The sequence below is a fragment of the Mycolicibacter minnesotensis genome, assembly GCF_010731755.1.
In the GTDB taxonomy this organism is placed as follows: Bacteria; Actinomycetota; Actinomycetes; order Mycobacteriales; family Mycobacteriaceae; genus Mycobacterium; species Mycobacterium minnesotense.
Map to the genome: position 1 here is coordinate 2301210 of NZ_AP022589.1, position 17973 is coordinate 2319182.

General features: G+C 66.3%; 20 protein-coding genes. 15 read left to right on the plus strand and 5 right to left on the minus strand.

The features are described from left to right. Positions 1–11: 11 nt before the first annotated feature. The 6 genes from G6N09_RS10665 (at position 12) to G6N09_RS10690 (ending at position 5408) form a co-directional block, all read left to right on the plus strand. A complete protein-coding gene (locus G6N09_RS10665) occupies positions 12–290 on the plus strand; it encodes a putative holin (RefSeq protein WP_083022648.1) in 279 nt (92 codons plus the stop codon). After that, entirely contained in the window at positions 283–807 is a 525-nt protein-coding gene (locus tag G6N09_RS10670; protein ID WP_083022649.1) for a hypothetical protein, read from the plus strand. Before G6N09_RS10665 ends, G6N09_RS10670 begins: the two co-directional genes overlap by 8 nt. Before the next feature lie 33 nt (positions 808–840). Then, entirely contained in the window at positions 841–2235 is a 1395-nt protein-coding gene (gene lpdA, locus G6N09_RS10675; protein ID WP_083022650.1) for a dihydrolipoyl dehydrogenase, read from the plus strand. Between the two features lie 197 nt (positions 2236–2432). Then, complete coding sequence (locus G6N09_RS10680; RefSeq protein WP_109558783.1) at positions 2433–3719, plus strand: PPE family protein; 1287 nt, start codon at positions 2433–2435, stop codon at positions 3717–3719. A 25-nt stretch (positions 3720–3744) separates the two neighbouring features. Next, a complete protein-coding gene (locus G6N09_RS10685) occupies positions 3745–5079 on the plus strand; it encodes a PPE family protein (protein ID WP_083022652.1) in 1335 nt (444 codons plus the stop codon). A 14-nt stretch (positions 5080–5093) separates the two neighbouring features. Next, entirely contained in the window at positions 5094–5408 is a 315-nt protein-coding gene (locus G6N09_RS10690) for a DUF732 domain-containing protein (RefSeq protein ID WP_244959503.1), read from the plus strand. Between the two features lie 10 nt (positions 5409–5418). On the opposite strand, the gene G6N09_RS10695 is transcribed toward G6N09_RS10690, so the two are convergent. Genes G6N09_RS10695 through ramB form a run of 3 tightly spaced genes read right to left on the minus strand, consistent with a single transcriptional unit; the run spans position 5419 to position 8846 of the window. Continuing rightward, positions 5419–6876, minus strand: coding sequence for a DUF92 domain-containing protein (locus G6N09_RS10695; protein ID WP_234806891.1), 1458 nt, complete (start codon positions 6874–6876; stop codon positions 5419–5421). Between the two features lie 6 nt (positions 6877–6882). Further along, positions 6883–7422 (minus strand): carboxymuconolactone decarboxylase family protein, encoded by a 540-nt coding sequence (locus G6N09_RS10700; protein ID WP_083022655.1) that lies wholly within the window; start codon positions 7420–7422, stop codon positions 6883–6885. Beyond that, positions 7419–8846 (minus strand): acetate metabolism transcriptional regulator RamB, encoded by a 1428-nt coding sequence (gene ramB, locus G6N09_RS10705; RefSeq protein WP_083022802.1) that lies wholly within the window; start codon positions 8844–8846, stop codon positions 7419–7421. The genes G6N09_RS10700 and ramB overlap by 4 nt, the downstream gene beginning before the upstream one ends. A gap of 85 nt (positions 8847–8931) precedes the next feature. Here ramB and G6N09_RS10710 point away from each other — a divergent pair, with 85 nt between their 5' ends. From G6N09_RS10710 to G6N09_RS10720, 3 genes are all read left to right on the plus strand, one after another. Continuing rightward, complete coding sequence (locus tag G6N09_RS10710) at positions 8932–9747, plus strand: acyl-[acyl-carrier-protein] thioesterase (RefSeq protein ID WP_083022656.1); 816 nt, start codon at positions 8932–8934, stop codon at positions 9745–9747. 311 nt (positions 9748–10058) lie between these two features. Further along, entirely contained in the window at positions 10059–11345 is a 1287-nt protein-coding gene (aceA, locus tag G6N09_RS10715) for an isocitrate lyase (RefSeq protein ID WP_083022657.1), read from the plus strand. A 220-nt stretch (positions 11346–11565) separates the two neighbouring features. Continuing rightward, positions 11566–12381 carry a 3-hydroxybutyryl-CoA dehydrogenase gene (locus G6N09_RS10720; protein WP_234806901.1) on the plus strand — a complete coding sequence of 272 codons (816 nt, stop codon included), beginning with the start codon at positions 11566–11568 and terminating at the stop codon, positions 12379–12381. A gap of 43 nt (positions 12382–12424) precedes the next feature. Here the strand turns inward: G6N09_RS10720 and G6N09_RS10725 are convergent, their stop codons facing one another. Then, complete coding sequence (locus G6N09_RS10725) at positions 12425–12889, minus strand: hypothetical protein (protein WP_083022659.1); 465 nt, start codon at positions 12887–12889, stop codon at positions 12425–12427. Positions 12890–13060: 171 nt separating this feature from the next. Next, positions 13061–13810, minus strand: a complete 750-nt coding sequence (locus tag G6N09_RS10730) for a TetR/AcrR family transcriptional regulator (protein WP_083022660.1) — start codon at positions 13808–13810, stop codon at positions 13061–13063. 203 nt (positions 13811–14013) lie between these two features. Between G6N09_RS10730 and G6N09_RS10735 the strand changes: the two genes are divergently transcribed. The 6 genes from G6N09_RS10735 to deoC all read left to right on the plus strand — a co-directional run bounded on the left by G6N09_RS10735 (position 14014) and on the right by deoC (position 17959). Then, complete coding sequence (locus G6N09_RS10735; RefSeq protein ID WP_407662605.1) at positions 14014–15366, plus strand: DUF445 domain-containing protein; 1353 nt, start codon at positions 14014–14016, stop codon at positions 15364–15366. A gap of 87 nt (positions 15367–15453) precedes the next feature. Next, the gene (locus G6N09_RS10740; RefSeq protein WP_046190363.1) at positions 15454–15846 is read left to right on the plus strand and encodes a helix-turn-helix domain-containing protein; all 393 of its coding nucleotides are present in this window, start codon (positions 15454–15456) and stop codon (positions 15844–15846) included. 61 nt (positions 15847–15907) lie between these two features. Further along, entirely contained in the window at positions 15908–16522 is a 615-nt protein-coding gene (locus G6N09_RS10745; RefSeq protein WP_083022661.1) for a heparin-binding hemagglutinin, read from the plus strand. 60 nt (positions 16523–16582) lie between these two features. After that, on the plus strand, positions 16583–16852 hold the full coding sequence (locus tag G6N09_RS10750) for a DUF2516 family protein (protein WP_083022804.1): 270 nt from the start codon (positions 16583–16585) through the stop codon (positions 16850–16852). A gap of 4 nt (positions 16853–16856) precedes the next feature. Next, complete coding sequence (locus G6N09_RS10755) at positions 16857–17267, plus strand: DUF2599 domain-containing protein (RefSeq protein WP_109558784.1); 411 nt, start codon at positions 16857–16859, stop codon at positions 17265–17267. Beyond that, positions 17267–17959, plus strand: a complete 693-nt coding sequence (gene deoC, locus G6N09_RS10760) for a deoxyribose-phosphate aldolase (protein WP_083022663.1) — start codon at positions 17267–17269, stop codon at positions 17957–17959. The genes G6N09_RS10755 and deoC overlap by 1 nt, the downstream gene beginning before the upstream one ends. Positions 17960–17973: the final 14 nt, after the last annotated feature.

Here is a 17973-nt window from a genome sequence, read left to right on the forward strand (position 1 = left end):
AATCTACTGGTGTGATCCCGCTGCCGCGCCCCTGGTTGCTCAGCAGCGCGATGCTGGTCGGGGCCGCAGTCGGCGTGCTGATCGGGATCGGGTTGAGCCTGCTGGTCGCCGCGCCGATTCGTCCGGATGTCGCGATCACGCTGGTGCTCGGAGCGCCCAGCGTCGCCGGTCTGGTGTTGTTGTTCGTGGCGTCGCGTCGATGGGTTGCGGCGCTGGGGGCGTCTCTGCTCGCGATGGCCGTGGGGTGGTTCGGCGCGCTGGCTGCGATTCAGGTGGTGTCGGGTGTCTGAGGACATCGACACCGGAGCATTGCCGATGACCGAGCCGCACATGGCCCCGATCTTCGACACCGGCCCGCACCCAGTGCCACTGCCCGGGGCGTCGGCCGCACCGGAGCAGCCGAGGACCGGTCCCGAACAGATTCCGGTGCCGGTCGTGCTGTCGCCGGCCAAGCCGCCCAAGCCGGTGGTCGTCGCGGGCCAATACCGGTACCTGAAGTGGTGGCAGCTCGCCCTTGCACTGGTTGCGGTCTGGATTCCGGCGGCCGGGATCGGCCTGGGACTGTTCGCCTGGTGGTATTCGCTGGCCGATAAAACCCCGGCCGTCTTCGTTGTGCTGGTCTACGCGGTGGTCTGTACCGTCGCCGGGCTGATCGTCGCGATGGTTGCTGAGCGGCCGGTGCTGTCGGCGGTGGCGATAGCGCTGCTGTCGGCCGTGTTCGCCTCCGCGCTCGCCGCGGCGCCGCTCTACGGCCACCACTACTGCCAGCATGTGAGTCGTTGCGTAGCCGGAATCCTGCCGTACTGAGGCGCCGCGGTCGATGCCCGTTAGGGTGGTTCTGTGACCCACTTTGACGTTGTCGTAATCGGAGCCGGCCCCGGCGGTTATGTCGCGGCCATTCGCGCTGCCCAGCTGGGCCTGAACACCGCCATCGTCGAGCCGAAGTATTGGGGCGGGGTGTGCCTCAACGTCGGCTGCATCCCCTCGAAAGCGCTGCTGCGCAACGCGGAGCTGGCACACATCTTCACCAAGGAAGCCCAGACCTTCGGCATCTCCGGAGAAGCCACCTTCGACTACGGCGCGGCGTTCGATCGCAGCCGCAAGGTCGCCGAGGGCCGGGTCGCCGGCGTGCACTTCCTGATGAAGAAGAACAAGATCACCGAGATCAACGGCTACGGCCGGTTCACCGACGCCCACACCCTGGCGGTCGACCTCAACGAGGGCGGAACCGAAACCGTCACCTTCGACAACGCGATCATCGCGACCGGTTCGAGCACCCGGTTGGTACCGGGCACGTCGCTGTCGGACAACGTGGTCACCTACGAGCAACTGATCCTGAGTCGGGAGCTGCCGAGCTCGATCATCATCGCGGGCGCCGGAGCCATCGGCATGGAGTTCTCCTACGTGCTGGCCAACTACGGCGTGGACGTCACCGTGGTGGAATTCCTGCCACGGGCGCTGCCCAACGAGGACGCTGACGTCTCCAAGGAGATCGAGAAGCAGTTCAAGAAGCTGGGTGTCACGATCCGCACCGGGACCAAGGTGGAGAGCATCACCGATGACGGGTCCGCGGTCACCGTCGTGGTCAGCAAGGACGGTAAGACCGAGGAGCTCAAGGCCGATAAGGTCCTGCAGGCCATCGGGTTCGCGCCCAACGTCGACGGCTACGGACTGGAGGCGGCCGGCGTCGCCCTGACCGAGCGCCGCGCCATCGGTGTCGGCGAGTACCTGCAGACCTCGGTGCCGCACATCTACGCCATCGGCGATGTCACCGGGCTGCTTCAGCTGGCGCACGTCGCCGAGGCGCAGGGCGTGGTGGCCGCTGAGACCATCGGCGGGGCCGAGACCATGTCGCTGGGTGACTACCGGATGATGCCGCGGGCCACCTTCTGCCAGCCGCAGGTGGCCAGCTTCGGGCTCACCGAAGAGCAGGCCAAGGCCGAGGGTTACGACGTCAAGGTGGTGAAGTTCCCGTTCACCGCCAATGGCAAGGCGCATGGCGTTGGGGACCCGAGCGGGTTCGTGAAGCTGATCGCCGACGCCCGCTACGGCGAGCTGATCGGCGGTCACCTGGTGGGCCACGATGTGTCGGAGTTGCTGCCGGAGCTCACCTTGGCCCAGAAGTGGGACCTGACCGCACATGAGCTGGCCCGTAACGTGCACACCCACCCGACCATGTCCGAGGCGTTGCAGGAGTGCTTCCACGGCTTGACCGGCCACATGATCAACTTCTAGCTGCGGATTTCGGTGAAACTGCCCAGCGTGTAGAGGCTGAAGCAGTAGTTTGAGCGTGTCTCTGACAGGTGGACGCGCCCAGGCGGTGGGGTTCGCCACAACCGCGGTCACGAGTCAAAGACGGCCAACGGTCCCTGCGGGGGTCGGGTGCCGGACTGCCAGTCATGCAGTCCTTCGTGACGCGGAGGAATGTTCAGATGGGTGCTCAGGGTTGGTTGGTCGACTTCGGAGCGTTGCCGCCCGAAATTAACTCCGGCAGAATCTATTCCGGCCCTGGATCGGCACCCATGTTCGCCGTCGCCAATGCCTGGGATGGGTTGGCCGGCGAGTTGCATTCCGCGGCCGCGTCCTATGAGACGGTGATCTCGGATCTGACCAGTGCCGGTTGGCACGGCCCCTCGTCGGAGTCGATGGCCGCCGCGGCGGGACCGTATGCGGCGTGGCTGGCCGCCACTGCGGCACAGGCCGAGCGGACGGCCCTGCAGGCCAATTCTGCGGCGGGCGCCTACGAGGCCGCCTTTGCCGCAACAGTGCCACCGCCGGTGATCGTGGATAACAGGATTCTCACCGCGTCACTGATCGCGACCAACATTCTGGGGCAGAACGCCGCGGCGATCGCCGCCGCCGAGGCGCATTACGCGCAGATGTGGGCCCAGGATGCCGCGGCGATGTACGGCTACGCTGGAGCCTCCGCGGCGGCGACCCAGCTGGGGGTGTTCGCCTCGCCGCCAACCACCACCGACGGCGACGGCCTCTCCGCTCAGCCGAACTCCGTGGCGTCGGCCGCCGGATCTGCGGTCGCGACTACCGCGCAATCCCTCATTGCCGGGGCTGCCGCGCCCACCTCGGCGGGGGGTGAACTGGCCGAAATCTTGGCCACGCTGACCAATCTCATCAACACGATCGCGGGGCCCTACACGCCGATTGGCGTCGCCGGTCTGCTGAAGAGCTGGTGGCAGGTCGCCATCAGCATTCCCAACCTGGGAACCGGCATACAAAGCCTGGGCCCGTTCCTCACTCCCAAGATTCCGACCGGCCTCTTGGCGCCATTGCTCTCCAGCGAATTGCTCACAACGTCATTCACGCACCTGGCGACTCCGACGGCGGCCCTAGGACGGGCGGGGCTGATCGGGTCGCTTTCCGTCCCGCAGAATTGGGCTGCGGCTGTGCCCGCGATCCGTTCGGTGACAACGGCTTTGGACGCGGGAGCGGTAGCGGCCGGTCCTGCGCTTGCCGGCGAGGCGCAGAGCGCCATGTTCGGCGAGATGGCCCTGTCGAGCGTCGTCGGGCGGGCGCTCGGAGGGGGAGCCACGGCTGCGATCGCCGGCCCGGCCGCAGCGGGAACCCAGACAAGCGGCCGCGCAGCGGGTCGCCCGGTCAGTCGCGTGCTTGCCGGCGGGCCCGGCCGTCTCACCAGTGCGGAGGTTGCCGAAGAAATCGCTACCACATCCACCGTCATCGTCATCCCGCCGAACCGGAAGTAGCTTCCGGTCGAGGAAGGAAACAGCAATGGTCCTAGGGGATTTCGCCGCGCGGACGCCGGAGGTCATCTCCGGTCAGATCCACGCCGGCCCGGGTTCTGCGTCACTGCTGGAAGCGGCAGCCGGGTGGGACCTGCTGGCTGCGGAGCTGAACTCGTCGGCGGCGTCCTACGGTGCGGTGATCGCCGGACTGGCCGGCGAGTTATGGCTGGGTCCGTCGTCGGCGTCCATGGCGGCCGCCGTCGCACCCTACGTGAGCTGGATGTCGACCACGGCTGCTCAGGCGGCGCAGGCCGCCGCCGAGGCCCGAGTCGCCGCCGCGGCCTATGAGACGGTACTGGCGGCCACGGTGCCACCGGAGATGATTGCGGCCAACCGCAGTCAACTGGTGACGCTGCTGGCCACCAACGTGGTGGGACAGAACTCCGCGGCGATCGCAGCCACCGAAGCCCAATACGCACAGATGTGGGCGCAAGACGTCGCGGCGATGTTGGGCTACGCCACCGCATCGACCGCCACCGGAACACGGTTGAGGCTGTTCACCAAACCCCCGCAAACCAGCAGCGGCAGCGCGCAGTCGACGAATGAGCCCGGCGCTGCTGCGACGGGCCCACTGCAGTCGATCCTCGACCTCATCAACGACCTCACCGCGGGCTACAAGAGTTTCTGGGAGGCATTGCTGGGGGCACCGGCTTCGGCCCTGTGGGAGGCGTTTTTCGGCTTCGCTCAGGCAGTGGGCAACCAAGCCACCTGGACCAACGTCGTCAACGGTACGACCAGCTTGGGTATCGGGCAGTTCAAGAATTTCTACCGAGTACCGGTGGTCACCGTTTCGAAGTCGCCGCTACAGGCCGGTCTCACCGGGCCCGGGCTGAGACCACCCGCTGGTGGTGCCACGACGGCCGTTTCGGCCACTGCAGGCGGCGCGCCAGCGGTCGGGGCGCTGAAGGTTCCCCCGAGCTGGGCGGGCGCCGCCCCGGCGATCAGGCTGGCCTCCGCAGGTTTTCCGGTTACCGGAGCGGCAGGGTTGCCACAGACAGGGCTCGCGGCGGGACTACCCGGCGAGGCGGCATTGGGCGCTATGACAGGAGGCATGTTGGGCAGTCCGGCAGCTCGGGTGGTCAGCTCGGCCAAAGTCCCCTCGAAGGTACCCACCGCCAAGCGGCTCAAGGAGCCGGTTCAACTCGACCGGCTCATCGAATGCCTGCAGGAGCAGCCCGATGCGGTCCAGCATTGGACAGTCGATGAAGCCGGGCTCGATGACCTTGTTGCGGAGCTGACCCTGAAACCCGGGATACACGCGGTTCACGTCCTCGATGAGGAAGACGAAGCGGTGGTTCCCGGGCAATTCGGCGCGACATGATGAAGGTTCCACTGGTGCTCATCGGTGCAGCGATATTCGGGTGCGCCGTGGCTCATGCTGAGCCCACGGGAGCAGCCGACCCGGTGGGTGACGACTCGGCCTTCCTTGCGGAACTGCAGCAGGCAGGGATCTCCTACCCCGGGGACGACGGAGCTGTGGAGGCTGGAAAAACCGTGTGCCGGTTAGCCAACAACGGTGAAACGGCTCTGCAGGTGCTCAATGACCTGCGAGCTGCCGACCCGGAACTGAGTCTTCAGGGTGCAGCACTGTTCGTGACCATCGCCGCGCGGACCTACTGCCCGCATCAGCTCGACGCGCTGGGTTCGTGACCGGGTGTGCTCAACTCCCGAAAAGCCCGAAGACCGCAAGTCCCACCACCATGCCGGCCAGGTTCGCGCAGGCATTGACGGCGTCGTTGCCCATCCACCGCCAACCGGTGGACGCACGTGTCGGCGCGCCGCAGTGCAGGTTCTCCTCCACCGTGGCACCGCACGTCGCGCAGCTGAAGCGGGCCTGCATGCTGGCGCCGATCGCGGTGTCGACCAGGGAACCGAGGATTCCTGCGGCCAGCCCCACCGGCACCATCAGTACGCCGCCGAACAGGGCACCGAATGCGCCGACGGCCAGCGCCCCCAGCACCGTTGCACCCGAACCCAGCGGAGACACCGCACCGGAGGTGCCCTTGGGCACCCGCGTCCAGGTGCGCACTGACAGCGGCTCGTGCGCGGAGAAGCGGCCGATCTCCGAGGCCCAGGAATCGGCGATGCCAGCCGCGATCCCACCGATCGACACGGCGTACCAGAGCGGGTCACCGGTGAACGCATAGCCGATCACCGGGACCAGCACCGGCAGGCCGGCGTTCACCGCCACCTGGCTCAAGCTGCGCATACCTGTGGCCCGGGTGGGCCGACGGTACGCGGTGAGCAGGCTGGTCAGCGAGAAGAACACGGCGGCCGGGATGATCCACGGCCACCCGCCCAAGCCGACTGCCACACCGGCGATCAGGCCCCCGCCCAGCGCGCCCGGTAGATCCAGCCACCGCATCCGCAGCATGAACGGCACAATGGCGCAGCCGAACGCCAACGCGGCCAGCCACCGCAGCGCGTCGTCGGTGGACAGATCCCGCGCTACGTGCAGCAACAGGGCAACCCACGGCGTGATCAGCAGGTTGTCTGCGGCCGGCAACACCAGCAGCTCAACAGCGGCGGTGGTGATCGCGACGAAAAGTGAAACCGAGACCGCCATGAACGTGTTCAGCTCCAGGCCGAACCGGCAGAACGCCCACGACACGGCGAAGGCGATGACGACGAAGCCGAGCGACCCCTCCAGGGAGCGCACTCCGCCGCCGGCCTCGACCCGATGTCTGCCGTATCGATCGCCGATCAGCGCGGCACCGGCGTCGGCCAGTCCCAGCACCAGGACACCCGCCGCGATGGCGATCCGGTCCGGCCAGAACGCCAGCACCGCGATCAAGGCCCCGGCGGCAAAACCCACCAACCCGTAGTCGCGGGACCGGGTGCCGTCGAAGACACCCGGCACCGGGATGAGGCCCCGCTCGACGATGATCGTCAACGCCACCGTCGCGGCGGCCAACACGCCCGCCACCACGGCTCCGTGCGACAACTGAAACGCGGCCAGCGCAGCGAACACCCCACACAACGCGTGCGGGATCTTGCGGGTGACCAGTGGCCCGGCCCCGCGCCGGGCCAGGGCTCGTCCCACGACGATCAGTACTGCTGCGATCAGCAGGACCCCGCCGCCGGCGACGGCCAGGTCATGGCTCACGGGAGTGGTCACGCAGTACTACTCATCGAAGTCCAACGGCACCCGCAATGCGCTCAGGGTGGCGGCCAATGCGTCGTACTGGCTGGTCAGCATCACGAACTCGATCAGCCGAGGGCGATCGAGGTGGGTGGCCAGTTGGCCCCAGGTCGCATCGGAGAGGGTCCGGGTCTGCACCAGTTCGTCGACCGCGGTGAGCAGGATGTGCTGGCGGTCGGTGAGTCCGGCCGCGCCGGGGCCTTCGAAGATCAACGCCTGGGTGGCGTCGTCGAGACCGACCGCCCGGCCCATCCGACGGTGGTGCTGCAGTTCGTACTGGCTGTCGCGCAGGTGGCCGACTCGCAAGATCACCAGCTCGGTGTCGCGGTTAGGGAGCTTGCCGCCGCGCATGAGTACTCCGCCGAACGGCAACCAGGACCACATCAGCCGCCGGTGCTGTCCCAGCGTGGTGAACAGGTGCGCACGGGGCACACGTTGACGCAGCGCGATGACCTTACAGACCAGCCAGTTGGCGGCACCGAGGTCGCGCAGGCCGGGAGATTCAGGAATGCGAACAGTCACCGCTGTTGCTTTACCAGATACGGCGAGACGGTGCTGCGATGTTCGTTGAGATCCAGGTCACGGCCTAAAGCGGGGAAGGCCCGCTGCGGGCAGTTGTCGTGGTCGCACACGCGGCAGCCCACCCCGATCGGGGTGGCTGGAACATCGTGGCCGGCCGCCAGATCCAGGCCCTCGGAGTAGACCAGCCGGTGGGCGTGGCGCAGTTCGCAGCCGAGCCCGATCGCAAAAGTCTTGTCGGGCTGTCCCCAGCGGGACGCGCGGCGTTCGACGGTGCGCGCCACCCACATGTATTTTCGGCCGTCGGGCATCTCAGCGATCTGCACCAGGATTTTGCCTGGATTGCCGAAAGTCTCGTAGACGTTCCACAACGGGCAGGTGCCTCCGCTAGAGGAGAAATGAAAGCCGGTGGCGGACTGACGCTTTGACATGTTTCCGGCTCTATCGACCCGGACGAAGGAGAAGGGCACCCCGCGCATCGACGGCCGCTGCAGGGTGGACAATCGGTGAGCGATCGTCTCGTAGCTGACCCGGTAGAACGCCGAGAGTCGTTCGATGTCGTAGCGGAAAGTCTCGGCGCTGTCGTGGAATTGTCCGTAGGGCAACACGATTGCCGCGGCGAAGTAGTTGGCCAGTCCGAGGCGGGCCAGCGTGCGCGCATCTTTCGAGGTGAACTTGCCCTCGTCGACCATGGTTGAGATCTGGCCGTCGAATTCCAGGTATGCCAGCTCGGCGGCCATCTTGAAGACGCGCTGCCCCCAAGACAGGTGGTTGGAGATGTCCAGAGTCCGGGTGCCCGCGTCGTAGCGGTGCAGCACCGTCTCGCCCAGGTCGATTCGACGGTTGATGTGCACCCCGTGCACCTCGGTGAGTCGATTGGCCAGTTCGACCGCTAACTCGCCTTGGTGCCTGCGCATCCGGGTCGCCAGTTCCTCGGCGGCGGTGTCGAGTTCGTGCAGGTAGTTCTGGCGTTGGTAGAAGTAGTCCCGAACCTCTTCGTGCGGCATGGTGATAGCGCCGGTGCCACTGCCGTCGGAGAAGCGTTCCTCGGTGGCAGCAGCCAGCTGGGCTGAGGTGTTGCGGTACCGACGGTGCAGGTTGACCATCGCGCGCGCCAATTTGGGGTGGGTGCTGACCAATTCGGCCACCTCGGCCAGATCCACGTCGATGTCGAGGTCGCGATCCATCGCGACTTCACGTAACTCCGCCACCAGCCGGGTGTCGTCTTGGGAGGAGAAGAAACTGGCGTCCACCCCGAAGACTTCGGCAATGCGCAGGAGCACTGCGACGGTCAGTGGGCGAACATCATGTTCGATCTGGTTGAGGTAGCTCGGCGAGATCTCCAACATCTGCGCCAGAGCAGCCTGGCTGAACCCGCGCTCGCTGCGCAATTGGCGCACCCGGGAGCCGACGTACGTCTTGGCCACCACGCTGACCCTACCCGCTGTGAAGGCCGCATTCGCATTGTTGGCATGGCATGATCCGCGCAGGCAAAGACATACGGGAGCATCGATGCAACAAACACAGGAGTCGACCGGCCTCGCCAAGGCTCTGATGCCGGTACCGGACCCCCATCCCGACGTGTTCGACCGCCAGTGGCCGCTTCGGGTCGCCGATATCGACCGGCTGGGTCGCCTGCGGATGGACGCGGCCGCCCGCCACATTCAGGACATCGGCCAGGATCAGTTGCGCGAGGGCGGATTTCAGGAGACGCATCCGCTGTGGATCGTTCGGCGCACCATGATGGATCTGATCGCGCCGATCGAGTTCCAGGACATGCTGCGGATGCGCCGCTGGTGCTCGGGTACTTCCAACCGTTGGTGCGAGATGCGGGTCCGAATCGATGGCCGTAAGGGCGGTCTGATCGAATCCGAGGCATTCTGGATCAACATCAACCGTGAGACCCAGGGGCCGGCGCGCATCTCCGAGGACTTTCTGGCCAGGCTCAAGCGCACCACCAGCATCGACCGGCTGCGCTGGAAGGCCTACCTCAAGGCCGGTGGTCGTGAGGACGCGGATGCGATCCATGAGTACCCGCTGCGATTCACCGACATCGACCTGTTCGACCACATGAACAACTCGGTGTATTGGACCGTGGTCGAGGACTACCTGTCGAGTTATCCCGAGCTGCTCGCCGCGCCGCTGCGCGTCACGCTGGAACACGACGCCGCCGTCGCGCTGGGCGACAAACTAGAGATCGTCTGCCATGTCCACCCGGCCGGGTCGACGGAGATGTTCGGGCCCGAACTGGTCGATCGCACTGTTAGAACGCTCACATACCTGGTGGGTGACGAGGTCAAGGCGCTCGCCGCGATCTTCTCGCTGTAACACGTTCTAGTCAGTACGAGCGTACTGCTAAAACCGGCGCTGACCTGTGAGGATATGTTACCGACCGGTAGCTTTTCTGTCGTTTTCACGACGAATTGTCCCGACCGTTCTTTGCAACCTTAGCAATTAGTCGCTGATGCATGGCTGAAATTGGCAATGGAAACGGCTGGACCTGGGGAGATGTGCTGTGCCAAGGTCGCATTAACACACCAGTGAATCGTTCGGGGTGTTAGCAAAGGCGGGAAGGGGAGCGCAGCGCGCTTCACTCGCCCACCAGCCCCGACGATCGAGAACGCAAAGGAGCGGATCCTATGTCGACCGTCGGCACGCCGAAGAGCCCTGAGCAGATCCAGCACGACTGGGACAGCAACCCGCGGTGGAAGGGCGTCACCCGCACCTACACCGCCGAGGACGTCGTCGCGCTGCAGGGCCACGTCGTCGAGGAGAACACCCTGGCCCGCCGCGGCGCTGAGGTGCTGTGGGAGCAGCTGCACGACCTGGACTACATCAACGCCCTCGGCGCGCTGACCGGCAACATGGCCGTCCAGCAGGTCCGGGCCGGTCTGAAGGCCATCTACCTGTCCGGTTGGCAGGTCGCCGGTGACGCGAACCTGTCCGGGCACACCTACCCCGACCAGAGCCTCTACCCGGCTAACTCGGTCCCCCAGGTGGTTCGCCGGATCAACAACGCACTGCTGCGCGCCGACGAGATCGCCAAGGTCGAGGGCGACACCTCGGTGGAGAACTGGCTGGCCCCGATCGTGGCCGACGGTGAGGCCGGCTTCGGTGGTGCGCTCAATGTCTACGAACTGCAGAAGGCGATGATCGCCGCCGGTGTCGCGGGTTCGCACTGGGAGGACCAGCTGGCCTCGGAGAAGAAGTGTGGCCACCTGGGCGGCAAGGTGCTGATCCCCACCCAGCAGCACATCCGGACCCTGACCTCGGCGCGTCTGGCCGCCGACGTGGCCGATGTGCCGACCGTGGTGATCGCCCGGACCGACGCCGAGGCTGCCACCTTGATCACCTCCGACGTCGACGAGCGTGACCAGCCGTTCATCACCGGTGAGCGCACGAAAGAGGGCTTCTTCTACACCAAGAACGGCCTGGAGCCCTGCATCGCCCGGGCCAAGGCGTACGCCCCCTACGCCGACCTGATCTGGATGGAGACCGGTACCCCGGACCTGGAGCTGGCCCGCAAGTTCGCCGAGGGCGTCAAGTCCGAGTTCCCCGACCAGATGCTGGCCTACAACTGCTCGCCGTCCTTCAACTGGAAGCAGCACCTGGACGACGCCACGATCGCCAAGTTCCAGAACGAGCTGGGCGCGATGGGCTTCAAGTTCCAGTTCATCACGCTGGCGGGCTTCCACGCCCTGAACTACTCGATGTTCGATCTGGCCCACGGCTACGCCCGCAAGCAGATGAGTGCTTACGTCGAGCTGCAGGAGCGCGAGTTCGCTGCCGAGGAGCGCGGCTACACCGCCACCAAGCACCAGCGCGAGGTCGGCGCGGGTTACTTCGACCGGATCGCCACCACGGTCGACCCGACGTCGTCGACCACCGCGCTGGCGGGTTCGACCGAAGAGGGTCAGTTCCACTGAGCCGAGTGGCGCCAGCCACGAGGCGAAGTGGAACCGAAGGTGTGAGCCACTGAGCCTTACTAGCGGTAAAGACATTTCCCGCGGTGGAAGTCGGATTGCGCCGCGGGGGAGTTGACAGCGCAGGCCCCGCCCAGCCAGCCTGGGCGGGGCTTGTTGCTGCGTGTTGACGGAAAGGGAGACAGTGTCGATCCAACGAGTGGGTGTTATCGGGGCCGGGCAGATGGGCGCCGGGATCGCTGAGGTTTCGGCACGTGCCGGTGTCGAGGTGAAGGTCTTTGAGACCACCGAAGCGCTGGTCACCGCGGGCCGCAATCGGATCGTCAAGTCGCTGGACCGCGGTGTGAGCGCCGGCAAGATCACCGAGCGTGAGCGTGACGACGCCGTGGGCAACCTGACCTTCACCACCGACCTCGGCGACCTGGCGGATCGGCAGTTGGTGATCGAGGCGGTCATCGAAGACGACACCGTCAAGTCGAAGATCTTCGCCGAGCTTGACCGGGTGATCACCGACCCGGACGCCGTGTTGGCATCGAACACCTCATCCATTCCGATCATGAAGATCGCGGCCGCCACGCAAAACCCGAAGCGCGTGCTGGGCCTGCATTTCTTCAACCCGGTACCGGTACTGCCGCTGGTCGAGTTGGTCAGCACCCTGGTCACCGACCCCGCCGCTGCCGACCGCACCGAGCAGTTCGCCAGCGCGGTGCTGGGCAAGCAGGTGGTGCGCTGCTCGGACCGGTCCGGTTTCGTGGTCAACGCCTTGCTGGTGCCCTACCTGCTGTCGGCGGTTCGCATGCTGGAGTCCGGATTCGCCACCGTCGAGGACATTGACAAGGCCATCGTCGCGGGGCTGTCGCACCCGATGGGCCCGCTGCGACTGTCCGACCTGGTCGGCCTGGACACCCTGAAGCTGATCGCGGACAAGATGTACGAAGAGTTCAAGGAACCGCTCTACGCCGCACCGCCGCTGCTGTTGCGCATGGTCGAGGCCGGCCAGCTCGGTAAGAAGTCCGGCCGGGGTTTCTACACCTACTGATCCTGCCGATCGGCGATTCGCGGCGGGGCCTGACGCCCAGGCGTCAGTGCGTGGGGGCCACGCCGTACGCCGCCCAACAGGGTTTACCTTCCATGGGCGAGTCGAATGGCGACGCGGTACGGGTCAACCCCTCGGGCGGGATCAGGGTGGGGACGCCGTTGAAGATGACGCACTTGGTGTTGGTGATGAGGTCCTGTGGTGGTCGGTCACTGGCCGGGGCATTCTGGTTTGCCTGATTTGCGGCACGATTTGCCTGGTCGGCGGCGCTGCGTGCCTCATTGACGGCGCGGTTGGCAATTCCGGCGCCACAGGCCAGTTGCTGCTGTTGCTGCTCTTGCGGTGACTGGCCCGGGTCGTCGGCGGAGCATGCCTCCTGCCCCTGGCCGCCCGGCTGATCCGGTTCGTCGGCGCCGGCGGGCGGGGCAAACGACAGGACTGCTCCGGCGATCAAGGTCGACAACACAGTCTTGGCGACCAGTCTGGAACCCTGGGCGATCTGTGCGCTCATGGGGAGCACCTGCCTTCGGCCGATCGGTCTGAGATCGTGCGGCACCACAGCGAGCGAACTCCCCGGTTGTGGCGTACTGCCTCCGACGGTAGGAGCTGGTGCCGTGCACAGATACAGGGATTTCCCTGGTATTCGGCAGTGGCGCCGGTGCACCGGAGGTGCGCGCCCCGTTCAGCGGGCGGGGTTCGCCGACGCGTCGGTGGCGCGTGCTTGTGCACTGGCCGCGCGGCGCCACGGCAGCACCGGCGAGGGGTGCGGACCGGAGTTGAACTTATCCAGCGACCCACCGACCTCGACAATTCCGCACAGGGCGTTCCAGCTCAGCATCGTCAGGTAGTCGATCAGGTCGTCGGCGCTCATCCGTGGGTCCAGCAGCCACGAGTGGGTGGCCAACTGCACCCCGCCGACGATCATGTACGCCCACGGCTCCACCCCGTGGGTGTCCATGCCGACCACCTTCATCCGGCGGCGCAGCATCACCGCGAGCATCCGGGCGATGATCCGCTCGGAGTCGGCGATCACCTTGCTCTTGCTGGCCGAACTGTTGGCCATCACGAACCGGTACGGCTCGGGCTCGTTGGCGACCGTTTGCACGTACACCCGAATGATTTCGCGAACCAGGTCGAATCCATCCAGGTTGGCCGACAGTGCCGCCGCCATGTTCGGGATCAGGGTGGTCTGCGCGAATCGCATCATGACCGCGGTGGTGAGGTCGTTCTTGTCGACGAAATACCGGTATAGGACCGTCTTGGAGACGCCGATCTCCGCGGCGATCTCGTCCATGCTCACATAGCGGCCGCGGCGCCGAATCGCCTCGATCGTGCCGTCGGTCAGGTCATTGCGACGGTCGACCTTGTGCTGGTGCCAGCGCCGCTTTCGACCGTCGGTCTTAGCGGTACCGGCCTGGAGCTGTTCTGCCACTATTGGGGGTTCCCATTCACTAGACGCAATAGATAATACGGCCTGGTCCAGCAACCTTGGTGATGCGGTAACAGTTACCGGTGGTTCAGCGAGGCTCGCCGGAGGCGAGGTGAAGCTGGAACCGCCGCATGTGCCCGGTGGTTCAGCGAGGCTCGCCGGAGGCGAGGTGAAGCTGGAAGCGCCGCACACCCCCCGCGGCGAACATGGCGGATGATGGTGGGGTGGTGCTGCCAGAGAACCAGTCGGGTCGGTCGGGTGTCGTACAAACTGTGCACTCGTTGGCGGAGTCTTTCGCCGGCGCCGATACGGTCGCAGACGCCGCCCGGTTGCGTGATCTGCGCCGGATGAAAGTCGTTGCGCTGAGTTTCCTGCTTGGCGCGACCGTGGTCTTCGTGCTCTGCCGGTGGGCGCAAGCGGACGGACTGGCACCTGGCTGGGTGGGCTACCTCGGTGCTGCCGCGGAGGCCGGCATGGTCGGTGCACTGGCGGACTGGTTCGCGGTCACCGCGCTGTTCAAACATCCGCTGGGCATTCCCATACCCCACACCGCGATCATCAAGCGCAAGAAGGACCAGCTCGGGGAGGGGCTGGGCACCTTTGTGCGGGAGAACTTCCTGTCACCGCCGGTGATCGAGACCAAACTGCGGGACGCGGAGATCGCCGGACGGGTGGGCAAATGGCTCTCGGAGTCGACCCACGCCGACCGGGTGGCTGCCGAGACGGCGACCGTGCTGCGGGTCCTCATCGAGATGCTTCGCGACGACGACGTCCAGGACGTGATTGACCGGATGATCGTGCGCCGCCTCGCTGAGCCGCACTGGGGCCCGCCAGTAGGCCGAGTGCTGGGGTCCCTGCTGGCAGAGAACCGGCAGGAGGCGCTGATCCAGCTGCTGGCCGACCGGGCGTTCCAGTGGTCGCTGAATGCCGGGGAGGTTATTCAGCGCGTGGTCGAGCGTGATTCGCCGACGTGGTCACCGCGCTTCGTGGACCACTTGGTGGGGGATCGCATCCACCGTGAACTGATGGATTTCACCGACAAGGTGCGCCGTAATCCTGATCACGAACTGCGACGCAGCGCCACCCGATTTCTGTTCGAGTTCGCCGACGATCTGCAGCATGACCAGGCGACCATCGCCAAGGCCGACGCGGTCAAAGAGCAGCTGATGGCCCGCGAGGAAGTGGCCAATGCCGCAGCGACGGCCTGGCGAACACTGAAGCGACTGGTGCTCGAGGGTGTCGATGACCCGTCAAGCGCGCTGCGAACGCGGGTGGCCGCCACCGTAGTCCAGGTCGGAGAAGCGTTGCGCGACAAGGCAGAACTGCGTGACAAGGTGGACAACTGGATCGTGCGGGCCGCGCAGCATCTGGTGGCGCATTACGGGGTGGAGATCACCGCGATCATCACCGAGACCATCGAGCGCTGGGACGCCGCTGAGGCGAGTCGGCGCATCGAATTGCACGTCGGGCGCGACCTGCAGTTCATCCGGATCAACGGGACGGTGGTCGGCTCGCTGGCCGGCTTGGCGATTTACGCCATAGCGCAACTTATGTTCTGACCTGCGCTAGCAAGTGCTTGCAAAAGTTAGCACCCCCCAGTATCGTGGCACGTGTCAGCAATCGCCAGTCCACGAAAGGGGTCACCGGTGTCGCAGGATGACAAGCTCACCGCGGTGGTCTCCACGGCGGCGGCGGATATCGGTAGCTTCATCCGGTCCCAGCGCGAAGCGGCGCAGGTGTCCATGCGTCAGCTGGCCGACAAGGCCGGTGTCAGCAACCCGTATCTGAGCCAGATCGAACGTGGCCTGCGCAAGCCTTCCGCTGACGTCCTCAGCCAGATCGCCAAGGCCCTGCGGGTTTCCGCCGAGGTGCTCTATGTCCGGGCAGGAATCTTGGAGCCTAGCGAGAAGAGCGAGGTCCGTGACGCGGTGATTTCCGATGCGGCGATCACGGAACGGCAAAAGCAGGTTCTGCTCGACATCTACACCTCTTTTCTGCAGCAGAACGAGGCCGACGGTGAGGAGACGCCACCTGACTGATTCTCTTGCGTTCTCCTGACTGAAATACCGACACACGATTTCCACCTGAAAGGAACCCGACATGGCCGAGAACCCGACCATCGAAGAACTGAAGGCCCCGCTGCTCGCCGCGATCGGCGCAGCCGACCTGGCCCTGGCCACCGTGACCGACCTCGTCGCCAACCTGCGTGAGCGTGCCGGTGACGCCCGCGAGGATGCCTCTACCCGCGTCGAAGAGAGCCGTGCCCGCCTGACCAAGCTGCAGGAAGAGCTGCCCGAGCAGTTCGCCGAGCTGCGTGAGCGCTTCACCGCCGACGAGCTGCGCAAGGCCGCTGAGGGCTACGCGGAGGCAGCCAGCGGACGGTACAACGACCTGGTGGCCCGTGGTGAGGCCGCCCTGGTACGGCTGCGCAGCCAGTCCGGTCTGGACGACGCCTCGGCGCAGGTCGAGGGCTACGTGGAGCAGGCCGTCGAACTGACCCAGGAGGTGCTGGGCAACGTCGCGACGCAGACCCGCGAGGTCGGCGAGCGCGCCGCCAAGCTGGTCGGCATCGACCTGCCCGCGAAGGACGAGCCGGCTCCGGCGCCCGCCAAGAAGGCTCCGGCCGCCAAGAAGGCCCCGGCCAAGAAGGCGGCCCCGGCCAAGAAGGCTCCAGCTGCCAAGAAGGCCCCGGCCAAGAAGGTCACCCAGAAGTAGTCGGGTTCGACGCCCGGGACGGTGCCCGCCTAGGCTTGTAGCGTGATCGCTGCGAACCTGGTGGGTACCGTCCTTTTCGTTCTGCAGATCGCCGTTTTCGCCACGGCGGTATACGCCTTCGTTCACGCGGCGATGCAACGTTCGGATGCCTACACCGCCACCGACAAGCTCACCAAGCCGGTGTGGCTGGTGATCCTGGGCGTGTGCGGGCTGCTGTCCCTGATGCCGGGTCTGCAGGTGATGGGAATGGCCATCGCGGCCTGTGCGGCCGGCGTTTACCTGGTGGATGTACGTCCCCGACTCCTCGAGGTTCAAGGCAAGTCCCACTAACGCCATGGTGCGTTCGCTCGTCCTGACGTGGGTATCGGCCGCTGCGGCCACGGTGCTGAGCGCTGCACCGGCTGCCGCCGACACCGAATCGCCCGGCTACATCGACCACACCGAATGGGTCAGCTACGCCAATAGATCAAGCCTGCGGGTGTACCCCACTCCGGCTGCGCGGGCGGCGGCCCTGCGCCTGGAGGCCGGAGCCGTCAGCGAGCGGGCGTGGCATGAGGTGCTCGCGCAGGCGCCCGACGCCGACACCCCGGGCATGCGCGATCAGTTCGTCTGCCACTGGAGCTACGCCGAGTTTGCTCGCCCCGGCAAGACCAGCTGGAATCTGGAGCCCTGGCGGCCCGTGGTCGACGACGTGACCATGCTCGAATCCGGTTGCAACCCAGGTGCGGCTGAGGAGGCCTTCTGATGTCGGTGACGCCCGCGCCCCGTTGGGGCCGTGAGCAGGTGGCGCAGTTGGTCGACCACACGCTGCTCAAACCCGAGGCGACCGCGGCCCAGGTCGCGGCCCTCGTCGCCGAGGCCGCTGAGCTGGGGGTCGCCGCGGTCTGCGTGTCGCCGTCGATGGTCGCTGTTGCCGCGACGGCAAACACGGCCGGAGTCCCAATCGCGGCGGTGGCGGGTTTCCCATCCGGCAAGCACCTACCGGCAGTCAAGGGCCAGGAGGCTGCGCTGGCCGCAGCGGCGGGGGCCGCCGAAATCGACATGGTCATCGACGTCGGTGCGGCGTTGGCCGGTGATTTCGCAGCCGTCGGCGCCGACATCGCGACGGTGCGCGCCGCGGTGCCCCGCGCCGTACTCAAGGTGATCGTCGAATCGGCCGCGCTGCTGGAGTTCGCCGGTGAGGCCGCCCTGGTGGCCGTCTGCCGTGCCGCCGAGGATGCCGGTGCGGATTTCGTCAAGACCTCCACGGGATTCCATCCCTCCGGCGGGGCTACGGTGCACGCGGTAGAGCTGATGGCTCAGACCGTCGATGGCCGGTTAGGGGTCAAGGCCAGCGGCGGAATCCGTGGTGCCCAGGACGCGCTGGCCATGCTCGGCGCCGGCGCGACCCGCCTGGGGTTGTCGGGCACGCGGGCGGTGCTCGACGGGTTGGGCTAACGCGAACCCACCGG